Here is a 12,675-nt window from a genome sequence, read left to right on the forward strand (position 1 = left end):
ACCCGCGCGTCGGCCGAACACCGCTACCGTGCCAAGCTTGGTTCATGCAGCTCTCCACCGCCCCGTACGAAGAACGCCTCACCGCGCCGCGCTCCTGGTGGCTGGTCTCCTTCCTGGTGGGGCTTTCGTTCGCCCTGATCCTGCTGCCCTTCGGCACGCTGCCGATGCTGGGCGGCCTGGCCGGCGGGACGGCGGTGGCGGCGGTGGCCGCCAGTTCGTACGGCGCGGTCCGCATCCGGGTCGTGGGCGGCTCGCTGATCGCGGGCGAGGCGAAGGTGCCGGTCTCGGCCCTGGGCGAGGCGGAGATCCTCGATCCGGAGGAGGCCCGCGCCTGGCGCACCTACAAGGCCGACACCCGCGCCTTCCTGCTGCTGCGCGCCTACATCCCGAGGGCCGTGCGCGTGCTGGTCACGGATCCGGAGGACCCGACTCCGTACCTGTACCTGTCGACCCGCGAGCCGGAGCGGCTGGTGGCGGCCCTGACGGCGGCGAAGGCGGCGGCCTAGCACCCAGCGGGATCAGTGCCCGCCGTCCCCTCCGGGGCGGCGGCCGAGCCCTTCCGGGCCGAGTCCCTTCGTGAGGGCGCCCATGTCCAGGGCGTCCCGCGGCCCCTCCAGCGCCGGGAGTTCGCCGAGGGCGTTCCACGGCACCTGCTTCTTGCGCAGGTCCGCCCGGATCCTGTCGGCCAGCTTTCTGGTGTCGCGGCGGTTCATGACGGCGCCCACGGCCGCGCCCACCATGAACGGCATCAGGTTCGGCAGGTTGCGCACCATCCGCTTCATGATCTGCTGACGGAGCTGGCGCTTCATGTGGCTGTTCATGGCCGCACCGAGCGTCGACGGCTTGGACACGTCGACGCCGCGCTCGTCCGACCAGGAGTTCAGATACGCGGTGCTGCGCTGGGCGAGGCTGCCGGGCGGTCGTACGCCGTAGACCTCGTGGAGTTCGGCGATCATCTTGAGTTCGATCGCCGCGACGCCGGTGATCTCGGCGGCCAGTTCGGTGGGCATCGCGGGCGGTACGGGCATCATCGCGGCCGCGCCGATGCCCGCTCCGACGGTCGCGGTGCCCTTGGCCGCGCCTGCCACCAGCCGGTCGGCGAGCTCCTCGGGTCCGAGACCGGGGAACTGCCTGCGGAGCGTCGCCAGGTCCCGTACGGGCACGCGCGGCGCCAGGTCGATGATCCGGTCGGCGAGGTGCGCCAGGGCGGCCCTGGCGCGCTGACCGCCGTTGCGGACCCCCTGTCCGGCCTTGTGCCGGAACGCCGCTGCCCGTCGCCGGGCAGCGGGTGCCGACGTCCTGGCGGTCGCCGGGAGGTCACCCCGGTCGACCACTGAGTCGAGCGAGGCCGTCCCCGTATCGGTCGGGCCCCGCTCGTCGTCACGCGCGCCGTAGGGACCGTCGGACGGTCCTTGGTCCGCTTCCCGCCTGGAGAAGCGGCGCTTCCAGGGAGGGGTCGAGCCAGTCACGGCCGACCCCGCCTCAGTCGCAGTCGCGGCAGATCGGCTGGCCGTTCTTCTCCCGGGCCAGCTGGCTGCGGTGGTGCACCAGGAAGCAGCTCATGCAGGTGAACTCGTCCTGCTGCTTCGGAAGTACACGGACGGCCAGTTCCTCGTTCGAGAGGTCGGCGCCGGGAAGTTCGAGGCCTTCCGCGGCCTCGAACTCGTCGACGTCGACGGCCGAGGCGGACTTGTCGTTCCGCCTCGCCTTCAGCTCTTCGAGGCTGTCCGAGTCGACATCGTCGTCGGTCTTGCGTGGAGTGTCGTAATCGGTTGCCATGGTCGCTCTCCCCCTCTGGGTGTCTGCGGGTGTCTCCAGCGCACGTAACGCGTGAGAGGCCGGACTTGTGCCCGACCCGAGGCGGAGATTTTGCCTCACATCAAGGTCTGTTACTCAATCGACACCCAACCGGACCCCTCATGAGTGATCGGCTTGGATGGCGATGGGGACCGTACACGGTCCGAATGCCGCACTTCAAAGGCGTCTCACCGTGTACTTCCCGTGATCAGGACCCCTGAAAACCAGGATTTTCCCGGCTTTCCGACAGGGTGCATGATCACGGAGAGTAGATGGCGGGAAAGCCTCCTCTGTGATCGATCACACAGGCGACTCCAGGGCCGGTGGCCTGGAAATTCCGCTCAAAGTGAACATCCTCGGGTCTCGGTGAGATGTCGGGGTCATGATCTCAGACGGGCAGCGTCACCCGCATCACGAGCCCTCCGCCCTCGCGCGGCTGTGCGTAGATGTGCCCGCCGTGCGCGCGGGCCACCGACCGCGCGATGGACAGGCCGAGGCCGACTCCCTTGTCGCTGCCCGTGCGCTCGGTGCGCAGCCGCCGGAACGGCTCGAAGAGGTTGTCGATCTCGTACGCCGGCACGACCGGGCCCGTGTTGGTGACCACCAGGACCGCCTGGCCGTTCTCGACCGCGGTGGTGACCTCCACCCAGCCCTGCTCGGCCACGTTGTAGCGCACGGCGTTCTGTACGAGGTTCAGGGCGATCCGCTCCAGCAGGACGCCGTTGCCCTGGACCACGGCGGGCTCGCGCGTACCGCGGATCTCCACGCCCTTGGCCTCGGCCTCGGCACGCACCTGGTCGATGGCCTGGCCGGCCACCTCGGCGAGGTCCACCGGCTTGCGCTCGACGATCTGGTTGTCGCTGCGGGCGAGCAGCAGCAGGCCCTCGACGAGTTGCTCGCTGCGTTCGTTGGTGGCCAGCAGTGTCTTGCCGAGCTGTTGCAGCTCCACCGGGGCGTTCGGATCGGAGAGGTGCACTTCCAAGAGGGTGCGGTTGATCGCCAGTGGTGTGCGCAACTCGTGGGAGGCGTTGCCGACGAAGCGCTGCTGGGCGGTGAAGGCCCGTTGCAGCCGCTCCAGCATGTCGTCGAAGGTGTCCGCCAGCTCCTTCAGCTCGTCGTCCGGGCCGTCCAGCTCGATCCGCCGGGAGAGGTCGGAGCCCGCCACCGCGCGCGCGGTGCGGGTGATCCGGCCCAGCGGCGACAGGACGCGTCCGGCCATGGCGTAGCCGAAGGCGAAGGCGATCACGGCGAGGCCGAGCAGGGCCAGCAGCGAGCGGCTGAGCAGCCGGTCCAGGGCGACCTGGCGCTGGTGGTCGATGCAGTCGCTGATCGCGGCGTTGAACTGCGACAGCGACAGGTTGCCGTTGGTGACCCCGGGACAGTCGCTGCTCGCGACCTCCAGGTCCTGGAAGTTGACGATCTTGTAGAGCGGCTGGTTGCCGGTGCGTACCGCCTGGGCGGCCAGCAGGTAGATGATCGACAGCAGCAGGATGCCGGCGATCAGGAACATGCCGCCGTACAGCAGCGTGAGCCTTATCCGGATGGTGGGCCGCAGCCACGGCAGCGGGGTGGCCGAGCGCGGGTCCCAGGTGGGCTTCGGAGGCGCCCCGGGGGGCGCGGGTGTCGTCGCCACGGTCGATCAGATCCGGTAGCCGGAGCCGGGGACGGTGACGATGACGGGCGGCTCGCCCAGCTTGCGGCGCAAGGTCATCACGGTCACGCGCACGACGTTGGTGAACGGGTCGGTGTTCTCGTCCCAGGCCTTCTCCAGCAGTTGCTCCGCGGAGACGACCGCGCCCTCGCTGCGCATGAGCACCTCCAGCACGGCGAACTCCTTGGGCGCGAGCTGCACCTCCTTGCCGTCCCGGAAGACCTCGCGGCGGTTCGGGTCGAGCTTGATGCCGGCCCGCTCCAGGACGGGCGGCAGGGGCACGCTGGTACGCCGGCCCAGGGCGCGCACGCGCGCGATCAGCTCGCTGAACGCGAAGGGCTTGGGCAGGTAGTCGTCGGCGCCGATCTCCAGGCCCTCGACCCGGTCGCTGACGTCACCCGAGGCCGTGAGCATCAGCACGCGCGTGGGCATGCCCAGCTCGACGATCTTGCGGCACACGTCGTCGCCGTGCACGAGCGGGAGGTCGCGGTCGAGGACGACCACGTCGTAGTCGTTGACGCCGATGCGCTCCAGGGCGGCCGCACCGTCGTACACGACGTCGACGGCCATGGCCTCCCGGCGCAGTCCGGTGGCCACCGCATCGGCGAGCAGTTGCTCGTCCTCGACGACGAGTACGCGCACGTCGCTTGTCCTTCCTGTGTCCACCCGCGTAGCGCTTCTCGGACGCACGAGGGCAGGGGGCTGGTGGGTGTGTTGCCTCCATCCTGCCCTTTTCGGCCATAAGTCGGCTGTAAGACGGGTGAGGGGCGGGAGGAAGGCCGGTGAGGAACCGGGAATGCGAGATTTTCTCGCGGGGTTGAGGTTTCCGCGGAAGGGAGCGGGGGGAGGACGGCTTTACACCCCGCGATCACGCTCTGCCTGTACCGCGTTACCGCGCGGTACGCCGCGGTCCGCTTCCGCAGAGCGGGCGTGGGTGTCCGGCACCGTCGCCGCCCGGCAGGGCTGCGCTGGGCACTCCACCGGAGACGTGATCGTCCCTTCCGAACGGCACACCCCCGTGCCACCGACCCACGACCCAGGACGAGGGGGCGCAGCATGGACGCTTTCACCGCAGGACTTCTGCAGCGCATACAGACGACTGAGACCGACCTGTCCCGGGCCCGCGACGAGGGGGACGAGTTCCTCGTCGAGGTGGAGCTGGGAGAGCTCGACGACCTGCGCCGTCTCGCCGCCGAGCACGGTGTGGAGGTCGGCGCGACCGGCGTCTGATCGGCCCGTGATCGACAAGGCCCCGGCGGGATCCAGCGCCGGGGCCTCGTCGTGCGGGGTGCCGTCCGGCGGTGAGCAGGCGGGGCGTGGGCGCCGGGCGAGGACCCGCCCCGGCGGGACGGATATCGGGCGGGGCCGATGTGCGGCAGGTTGCCGTCCGGCGGTGAGCTGGCGGGGCGTGAACGCCGGGGCCGGTCGGCGCAGGGGCGGCGTACCGAGCCGGGTGCGGCGTCGGGCCGGCGGCCGGGGGCGGCCGCCACGCCTGTAGGGCCGCGGGGACGACCCACGGGGCCGTCCGCGACGGTGTCGGGTGGCCCGGCGGAGCGGGTACGAGCCGTGACCACGTCGAGTCGGGCGGCGATCAGGTCGAGGCGCTGGGCGAGCAGTTCGGCGCCCGTGCACAAGGTGACGGCCTCGGGGGCGCCGGGCCAGGTGCCCGCGCCGGACGCGCAGTCGGGCTCGGCCGCCGCGCCCTGAGCCACGAGGGCGCCCGCGGGCCCGGTGCCCGCCGTCGGGCCGATCGTCGCGGTCGGCCGCCGTGCCGGTGCGGTCGCGGGTGACACCGCGCGGGGACGTTTGCCACGGGGCCGGGGTGCCCTGCGGGACGGCGTAGGCGCGGAGCGGGCGCACGCCTTCCGGAGCCGGCCGGCGCCATCCGCCGAACCGCCGGAGGCCTACGCGCCGAAGTCCCCGCGGGCGGCACCCCGCGGGACCGTCCGCCACGGGGCCGGGGTGCCCCGCGGAACGGCGTAGGCACGGAGCGGGCGCACGCCTTCCGGAGCCGGCTGACGCCGTCCGCCGAACCGCCGGAGGCCTACGCGCCGAAGTCCATCAGGAGCCGCTGGAGGGGCTCGAAGACGTCCGGGGTGGCCGCGATCGTCAGGGCTCCGGACGGGCGGTCACCGGGGCGTCCACCGGTCACCGCGCCCGCCTCCCGGGCGATCAGGTCGCCCGCCGCGAGGTCCCAGGGGTGCAGACCGCGCTCGTAGTAGCCGTCGAGGCGTCCCGCGGCCACGTCGCACAGGTCGATCGCGGCCGAGCCGCCGCGCCTGATGTCGCGCACCAGCGGAATGAGCCGCCGCGCGATCTCGGCCTGTTCGGCGCGGACGTCGGCGACGTAGTTGAAGCCGGTGGAGACCAGGGCCTGGTCGAGCGGCGCCGCGGAGCGGCAGGCGAGCCTGCGTTCGCCGTCCCAGGCGCCCGTCGCCCAGGCTCCGCCGCCCAGTACCGCGTGGTAGGCCTCGCCCCGCATCGGTGCGACGACCACCCCGGCCACCCGCTCGCCGTCCTGCTCGGCGGCGACGGAGACCGCCCAGGTGGGCAGTCCGTACAGGTAGTTGACCGTGCCGTCGAGCGGGTCGATGACCCAGCGGATGCCGCTCGTGCCCTCGGTGGCGGAGCCCTCCTCGCCCAGGAACCCGTCGTCGGGGCGGCGGTCGGCGATCAGGCCGGTGATCAGCTTCTCCGCCGCGATGTCCATCTCGGTGACCACGTCGATCGGGCTGGACTTGGTGGCGGCGACCGCGAGGTCGGCCGGGCGGCCGTCGCGCAGCAGCTCGCCCGCACGGTGGGCGGCCTCCTGGGCGATCTTCAGCAGCTCGGTGTGGAGGGGGTCGGGCGTCACGTCGGTCACGGGGCTCCTCACGCGTAGGGGCTGTCGGCGCCCGCGGCGGCGGGGCGGGGGGCGCGGGCGGGGCAGCAGCCGACCGGGCACAGGTCGTGGCTCGCGCCGAGCGCTCCGAGGGCGCACGGCGCGACCTCCTGCCCGCGCTCGTCGGCGGACCGCTCCAGGACGAGGTCCCGGACCGCGGCGGCGAACCGCGGGTCGGCGCCGACGGTGGCGGAACGGCGTACCGGCAGCCCCAGCTCCTCCGCCTTGGCCGTGGCCTCCGTGTCGAGGTCGTACAGGACCTCCATGTGGTCGGAGACGAAGCCGATGGGGGCCATCACCACGGCGGGGACGCCGGCCGCGTGGCGCTCCTCCAGGTGGTCGCAGATGTCGGGCTCCAGCCACGGGATGTGCGGGGCGCCGGACCGGGACTGGTAGACGAGCTGCCAGGGGTGGTCGACGCCGGTGCGCTCGCGGACCGCGTCGGCGATCACCTGCGCCACGTCCAGGTGCTGGCGTACGTACGCCCCGCCGTCACCGTGCTCCTCGACCGGGCCGGAGGTGTCCGCGGCGGAGGTGGGGATCGAGTGGGTCGAGAAGGCGATGTGCGCGCCGTCCCGGACCTCCTCGGGCAGCTCGGCGAGGGACCGGACGACTCCGTCGACCATGGGCTCGACGAAGCCCGGGTGGTTGAAGTAGTGCCGGAGCTTGTCGATCTTCGGCAGCTCCAGGCCCTCGGCCTCCAGGGCGGCGAGCGCGTCCGCGAGGTTCTCGCGGTACTGCCGGCAGCCCGAGTACGAGGCGTAGGCGCTGGTGGCCAGGACGAGGATGCGGCGGCGGCCGTCGCGGACCATCTCGCGCAGGGTGTCCGTCAGGTACGGCGCCCAGTTGCGGTTGCCCCAGTAGACCGGCAGGTCCAGACCGTGCTCGGCGAAGTCCTTGCGGAGGGCGTCCAGCAGGGCGCGGTTCTGGTCGTTGATGGGGCTGACCCCGCCGAAGAGGAAGTAGTGCTGACCGACTTCCTTGAGGCGTTCCTTGGGGATGCCGCGCCCGCGTGTCACGTTCTCCAGGAACGGGACCACGTCGTCCGGGCCCTCCGGGCCGCCGAACGAGAGCAGGAGCAGGGCGTCGTAGGGGTTGGCATCGAGCACGTCTGGCATGTCTCGATCCTGCCACCCGGCACTGACAGCGGGAAAACGGCGGGGTACCGACCGTGTGTTTCGCCAGCTCCGCGGGGCTGTTTCCGGACGGTCGGACGAGTAAGCTGTATCGACTGCGTTCGCACCTTACTAAGCCGCTTCTGAGCTGTTACCGAGCCGTTCCGGAGACCTCGTTGCCCAGCCCCTACCGCGCCCTGTTCGCCGCCCCCGGCACCAAGGCCTTCTCGACCGCGGGCTTCCTCGGCCGGATGCCGCTGTCGATGATGGGCATCGGCGTGGTGACGATGATCTCGCAGCTCACCGGGCGGTACGGACTGGCCGGCGCCCTGTCCGCCACCATCGCGCTCGCCGCCGCCGTGGCCGGACCGCAGGTCTCCCGTCTGGTGGACCGGTACGGCCAGCGACGAGTGCTGCGCCCGGCGACCCTCGTGTCGCTCACCGCGGCGGCCGTGCTGCTGCCGGCCGCGCACTACGGCTGGCCGGACTGGGTGCTGTTCGTGTCCTGCGTCGGCATCGGCTGCGTGCCGAGTCTCGGCGCGATGGTCCGGGCCCGCTGGGCGGCCCTGTACCGGGGCACCCCCCAGTTGCACACCGCGTACTCGTTCGAGTCCGTGGTGGACGAGATCTGCTTCATCTTCGGGCCGATCATCTCCATCGGCCTGTCCAGCGCCTGGTTCCCGGAGGCCGGGCCGCTGCTCGCCGCCTGCTTCCTGGCCACTGGCGTCTTCTGGCTGACCGCGCAGCGTGCCACCGAGCCGGAGCCGCATCCGCGCCAACACAAGGGCGGCGGCACCCCGCTGCGCTCCCGGGGACTCCAGGTCCTGGTCGTCACGTTCGCGGCGACGGGCACGATCTTCGGGGCCATCGACGTGGTCACCGTGGCCTTCGCCGAGGAGGAGGGGCACAAGGCCGCCGCCAGCCTGGTACTCGCCCTGTACGCGGCGGGTTCGTGCACGGCGGCCATGATCTTCGGGCTGATGCGCTTCGCCGGGCCGCCGGAACGGCGCTGGCTGCTGGGCGTCTGTGCGATGGCCGTGAGTATGATCCCCCTCCTACTGGTCGGAAACCTGCTGTTTCTGGCCGCGGCGCTGTTCGTTGCGGGTCTGTCCATCGCTCCCACGATGATCACGACGATGTCCCTCATCGAAGAGCACGTACCACGCACGCAGCTCACCGAAGGCATGACCTGGGTGAGCACCGGCCTCGCGGTCGGGGTCGCGCTCGGCTCCTCCGCGGGCGGCTGGGTGATCGACGCCTCCGGGGCGCGCGCGGGGTACTGGGTTCCGGCGGTGGCCGGGGCCGTCGCGGTCGCGGTCGGTTTCCTCGGGTACCGCCGGCTCAAGCGGCCGGAACCGCGTCGGGGAGGGACCGTTGAGCAGCACACGCACAGCGAGCGGGATGACGAGCGGGAAGAACGGCACATGGCGTAACTGGGGCGGCAACGTCTCCGCGCGCCCCGCGCGGGAGGTCACTCCCGCCTCCGTGGACGAACTGGCCGAGGCCGTGCGCCGGGCGGCCGAGGACGGGCTGCGGGTCAAGGCCGTCGGCACCGGGCACTCCTTCACGTCCATAGCCGCGACGGACGGTGTGTTGATACGCCCTCAACTGTTGACCGGCATCCGCAGCATCGACCGCGACGCCATGACGGTCACGGTCGAGGCCGGCACACCGCTCAAGAGGCTCAACCTGGCCCTCGCGCGGGAGGGTCTGTCGCTGACGAACATGGGCGACATCATGGACCAGACCGTCTCCGGGGCCACCAGTACCGGCACCCACGGCACGGGCCGCGACTCGGCCTCGATCGCCGCCCAGATCCGGGGCCTGGAAATGGTCACGGCGGACGGCTCGGTGCTGACCTGTTCCGAGCAGGGGACCGACGAGGAGCGCGCCCTGTTCGCCGCCGCCCGGATCGGGCTGGGCGCACTGGGCGTCGTCACCGCGATCACCTTCGCCGTGGAGCCGATCTTCCTGCTCACGGCCCGCGAGGAACCGATGCCGTTCGATCGTGTCCTCGCCGACTTCGACGAACTGTGTACCGAGAACGAGCACTTCGAGTTCTACTGGTTCCCGCACACCGGCAGCACCAACACCAAGCGGAACAACCGCAGCGCCGGCCCCGAGCAGCCGGTGGGGCGGCTCCAGGGCTGGTTCGAGGACGAGTTCCTGTCCAACGGCGTCTTCCAGGCGGCCAACTGGGTCGGCCGCGCGGTGCCCGCCACCGTTCCCACGATCGCCCGGGTCTCCAGCAAGGCGCTGTCCGCGCGGACGTACACGGACACCCCCTACAAGGTCTTCACATCTCCGCGCAGGGTGCGCTTCGTGGAGATGGAGTACGCCGTTCCGCGCGAGGCCGTCGTGGAGACGCTGCGCGAACTGAGGACGATGGTCGACCGGTCACGGCTCCGGATCAGCTTCCCGGTCGAGGTGCGTACGGCTCCGGCCGACGACATCACGCTGTCCACGGCATCGGGCCGCGACACCGCGTACATCGCCGTCCACATGTTCCGGGGCACGCCCTACCAGGCGTACTTCACCGCCGCCGAGCGCATCTTCACGGCGCACGAGGGGCGGCCGCACTGGGGCAAGATCCACACTCGGGACGCCGAGTACTTCTCGCGGGTGTATCCGCGCTTCGGCGAGTTCACGGCGCTGCGGGACCGTCTTGACCCTGATCGTCTGTTCCGGAACGACTACTTGCGCCGGGTTCTGGGGCCGTAGCCGAGGCATCGGGGGCCGGGCTCGTGGCGTCGTCGGAGCCGTCGGTTCCGTCGGCGTCCGGGGTGGGCGTCGGGCTGGACGCCGTACCGCCGTCCTCGGTGGAGCCGCCGCCCGACGACGTGCCGTCGCCGGATCCGCCCGGGGTACCGGACGGGGTGGCCGCCGGGGTGTCGCCGCCGGAACCGGAGTCCTCCGAGCCACCGGGCCCACCGGAGCTCTGCTTGTCCTGGTTGTCGTGTGAGTCCTCTGATCCACCGGAATCGCCCGACTCCTCCGGATTCGGCGTGGACTTGCCGTGGCCGGTGACGGCGCTGCCGACAGTGGTGCTGCGGCCGCCGCTCAGGCTCTCGCCGGAGGCGAGTTCGTACGTGGTGATCCCGGCCATGGTGACGCCGAAGACGAGGGCCGCCGCGACCAGCGGACGCTTCCAGCCCGTGGTCCGCGCGCGGTAGACGGTGCCTCTGGTGAACTCGCCCGGGACCGGCGCGGCCGGACCGCCGGTACGCACGGCGCCGACGGCGCGCTTCACCCTCATCTGCTCACCGGTGCGCTTGAAGAAGTGCTGGAGGACCGAGCCCCCGCACGTGGCGATGACACTGATCAGACCGGCCCCGAGGATCGTGCCGTACACGCCGAAGGAGGAGGCGAGTTTGGCGGCCACCACCGCCGCGAGGGCGCTGCCGGCGACCTGGGGCACGCTCAGGTCGATTCGCTTGGACTTCACCTCCGCACGCGTATCCGTTTCGCCTGCTCCATCGGGCTTTTCACGCATCCCCGGACCTTGCCTGTCTTTCCCGTACGTGATCGATCAACTGCACGAGAAAGGGACGTGGGGGCGAAACCATTAGTTCCGTTTCGGGTGATTCCGTGAAGTACGCCACGTCCAAGATCGCCGGAATCGCGCCGGGGACGGCCGAGCGCCACCCCTTGACGGAAGTTGGGCGGCGCGCCAATCCACGCACGTGGCCCGAATGGAGTACTGTTGCGAGCCCTGGGTCCGGTCTCCCGACAGGGGGTTCAGGACCTTGAAGGACCGCCGGGAGGGGGCTAGTTGCACAGGGTGACGGGTTCGGTCACTTAGCGTTGCGAATAGGTAACCGTGCCATAACGGCGATTCAGGGCCCGTGCCCGACACGCCGGGCAACTCGGCAAGGTTGTGGCAGGCTGCACCCGGGCAGGCCACACTCGACAGAGCGGAAGCAGCGACGCACGTGACGTCGGCAGGCACCACCCGGGAGGTCCCCATGCCCGAACTGCGTGTCGTGGCCGTCTCGAATGACGGCACACGGCTGGTGCTGAAGGCTGCGGACAGCACGGAGTACACGCTTCCGATCGACGAGCGGCTCCGGGCCGCCGTACGCGGCGACCGTCCCCGCCTCGGCCAGATCGAGATCGAGGTGGAGAGTCATCTCCGCCCACGCGACATCCAGGCGCGTATACGTGCCGGCGCGACCGCGGAAGAGGTCGCGCAGATGGCCGGCATCCCCGTCGACCGCGTACGGCGCTTCGAGGGGCCCGTGCTGGCCGAGCGCGCCTTCATGGCGGAGCGGGCCCGCAAGACCCCCGTCCGCCGTCCCGGCGAGAACTCCGGACCGCCCCTCGGCGAGGCCGTCCAGGAGCGGCTGGTGCTGCGCGGCGCCGACAAGGACACCGTCCAGTGGGACTCCTGGCGCCGCGACGACGGCACCTGGGAAGTCCTCCTGGTCTACCTGGTCGCGGGCGAGCCGCACTCGGCGAGCTGGACGTACGACCCGCCCCGGCGGCTCGTCCAGGCCGTCGACTCGGAGGCGCGCGCGCTGATCGGTGAGACCGACGACCTCGCCGCGCCCGAGCCCAGCTTCCCGTTCGTCCCGCGCATCGCACGGCTGCCGCGCGACCGGCCACTGGACCGCACTCTCGACCGGGAGCAGCGGGAGCGGCCGAGCCTGCCTCCGGCGCCGTCCGAGCCCGCCGAGGAAACCGCGGCCACCGCCTCGGCCGAGCGCGACTCCCTCACCAGTCTGCTGGAGGCGGTACCGAGCTTCCGGGGCGACCTGGTGGTGCCCGAGCGCGCTCCGGAACCGGCGGAGGAGCCGGTCGAGGAGCCCGAGGTGGAGGAACCCCCGGCACCTGCGGCGTCGGCCGGTTCCGCCTATGCCGACGTGCTCATGCCGCGCTCCGTGGCGAGCCACCGCGACCGTCTCACCGGTTCCACCGACCGTCAGGCCGAGGCCGACGGCGTCCGTCCGGGCCGCCGGGCGGCGGTGCCGAGCTGGGACGAGATCGTGTTCGGGACGCGGCGGAAGAAGCAGGAGTAGCGGTCTTCGACGGTCGGGGCCGACTCGGTGGTGGGGCCCCGCTGCGGCTTCGCCGCCCCTGTCCCGGGCCTGCACCGCCAGGCCCTCGTCTGCTCCGCTCGGGGCCAACCCCCTGCTGCGGACGCGGCCCCATCTGCTTGAACACGGTCCCACCTGCTCGGGGCCCGGCCTCACACGCTTGGACCGGGCCCCGCCTGCCCGGGACCCGGCCCC

Annotated in this window: 13 protein-coding genes; 6 read left to right on the forward strand and 7 right to left on the reverse strand. The window is 71.6% G+C overall.

Annotation, left to right across the window (positions count from 1 at the left end; genetic code table 11):
- Nucleotides 1-44: 44 nt before the first annotated feature.
- Nucleotides 45-506, forward strand: a complete 462-nt coding sequence (locus RI578_RS10080; RefSeq protein ID WP_310870772.1) for a DUF3093 domain-containing protein — start codon at nt 45-47, stop codon at nt 504-506.
- Between the two features lie 12 nt (nt 507-518).
- Here the strand turns inward: RI578_RS10080 and RI578_RS10085 are convergent, their stop codons facing one another.
- From RI578_RS10085 to RI578_RS10100, 4 genes are all read right to left on the reverse strand, one after another.
- Nucleotides 519-1,469: a hypothetical protein gene (locus RI578_RS10085; RefSeq protein ID WP_310870773.1), complete on the reverse strand. Its 951-nt coding sequence runs from the start codon at nt 1,467-1,469 to the stop codon at nt 519-521.
- 13 nt (nt 1,470-1,482) lie between these two features.
- Nucleotides 1,483-1,779 carry a DUF4193 domain-containing protein gene (locus RI578_RS10090; RefSeq protein ID WP_003993510.1) on the reverse strand — a complete coding sequence of 99 codons (297 nt, stop codon included), beginning with the start codon at nt 1,777-1,779 and terminating at the stop codon, nt 1,483-1,485.
- 406 nt (nt 1,780-2,185) lie between these two features.
- Nucleotides 2,186-3,430 carry a HAMP domain-containing sensor histidine kinase gene (locus tag RI578_RS10095; protein ID WP_310870774.1) on the reverse strand — a complete coding sequence of 415 codons (1,245 nt, stop codon included), beginning with the start codon at nt 3,428-3,430 and terminating at the stop codon, nt 2,186-2,188.
- Nucleotides 3,431-3,436: 6 nt separating this feature from the next.
- The gene (locus tag RI578_RS10100) at nt 3,437-4,090 is read right to left on the reverse strand and encodes a response regulator transcription factor (RefSeq protein ID WP_003993508.1); all 654 of its coding nucleotides are present in this window, start codon (nt 4,088-4,090) and stop codon (nt 3,437-3,439) included.
- Between the two features lie 414 nt (nt 4,091-4,504).
- On the opposite strand from RI578_RS10100, the gene RI578_RS10105 reads away from it, so the two are divergent.
- Both RI578_RS10105 and RI578_RS10110 read left to right on the forward strand, forming a co-directional pair.
- Nucleotides 4,505-4,678, forward strand: coding sequence for a hypothetical protein (locus tag RI578_RS10105; protein ID WP_310870775.1), 174 nt, complete (start codon nt 4,505-4,507; stop codon nt 4,676-4,678).
- Nucleotides 4,679-5,014: 336 nt separating this feature from the next.
- Nucleotides 5,015-5,155, forward strand: a complete 141-nt coding sequence (locus RI578_RS10110; protein ID WP_310870776.1) for a hypothetical protein — start codon at nt 5,015-5,017, stop codon at nt 5,153-5,155.
- 337 nt (nt 5,156-5,492) lie between these two features.
- On the opposite strand, the gene RI578_RS10115 is transcribed toward RI578_RS10110, so the two are convergent.
- Both RI578_RS10115 and RI578_RS10120 read right to left on the reverse strand, forming a co-directional pair.
- A complete protein-coding gene (locus tag RI578_RS10115) occupies nt 5,493-6,311 on the reverse strand; it encodes an inositol monophosphatase family protein (RefSeq protein WP_310870777.1) in 819 nt (272 codons plus the stop codon).
- A gap of 8 nt (nt 6,312-6,319) precedes the next feature.
- Nucleotides 6,320-7,447 (reverse strand): ferrochelatase, encoded by a 1,128-nt coding sequence (locus tag RI578_RS10120; protein WP_310870778.1) that lies wholly within the window; start codon nt 7,445-7,447, stop codon nt 6,320-6,322.
- 173 nt (nt 7,448-7,620) lie between these two features.
- Between RI578_RS10120 and RI578_RS10125 the strand changes: the two genes are divergently transcribed.
- Nucleotides 7,621-8,877: an MFS transporter gene (locus tag RI578_RS10125; RefSeq protein WP_310870779.1), complete on the forward strand. Its 1,257-nt coding sequence runs from the start codon at nt 7,621-7,623 to the stop codon at nt 8,875-8,877.
- The gene (locus RI578_RS10130; protein WP_310875727.1) at nt 8,846-10,165 is read left to right on the forward strand and encodes a D-arabinono-1,4-lactone oxidase; all 1,320 of its coding nucleotides are present in this window, start codon (nt 8,846-8,848) and stop codon (nt 10,163-10,165) included. Before RI578_RS10125 ends, RI578_RS10130 begins: the two co-directional genes overlap by 32 nt.
- Here the strand turns inward: RI578_RS10130 and RI578_RS10135 are convergent.
- Complete coding sequence (locus tag RI578_RS10135; protein WP_310870780.1) at nt 10,089-10,937, reverse strand: hypothetical protein; 849 nt, start codon at nt 10,935-10,937, stop codon at nt 10,089-10,091. The two genes, RI578_RS10130 and RI578_RS10135, sit on opposite strands and share 77 nt — an antisense overlap.
- Nucleotides 10,938-11,409: 472 nt before the next feature.
- On the opposite strand from RI578_RS10135, the gene sepH reads away from it, so the two are divergent.
- Entirely contained in the window at nt 11,410-12,462 is a 1,053-nt protein-coding gene (gene sepH / locus RI578_RS10140; RefSeq protein ID WP_310870781.1) for a septation protein SepH, read from the forward strand.
- The last annotated feature ends 213 nt before the right edge of the window (nt 12,463-12,675 follow it).

The organism is Streptomyces sp. BB1-1-1, assembly GCF_031597775.1.
Taxonomy (GTDB): domain Bacteria; phylum Actinomycetota; class Actinomycetes; order Streptomycetales; family Streptomycetaceae; genus Streptomyces; species Streptomyces thinghirensis.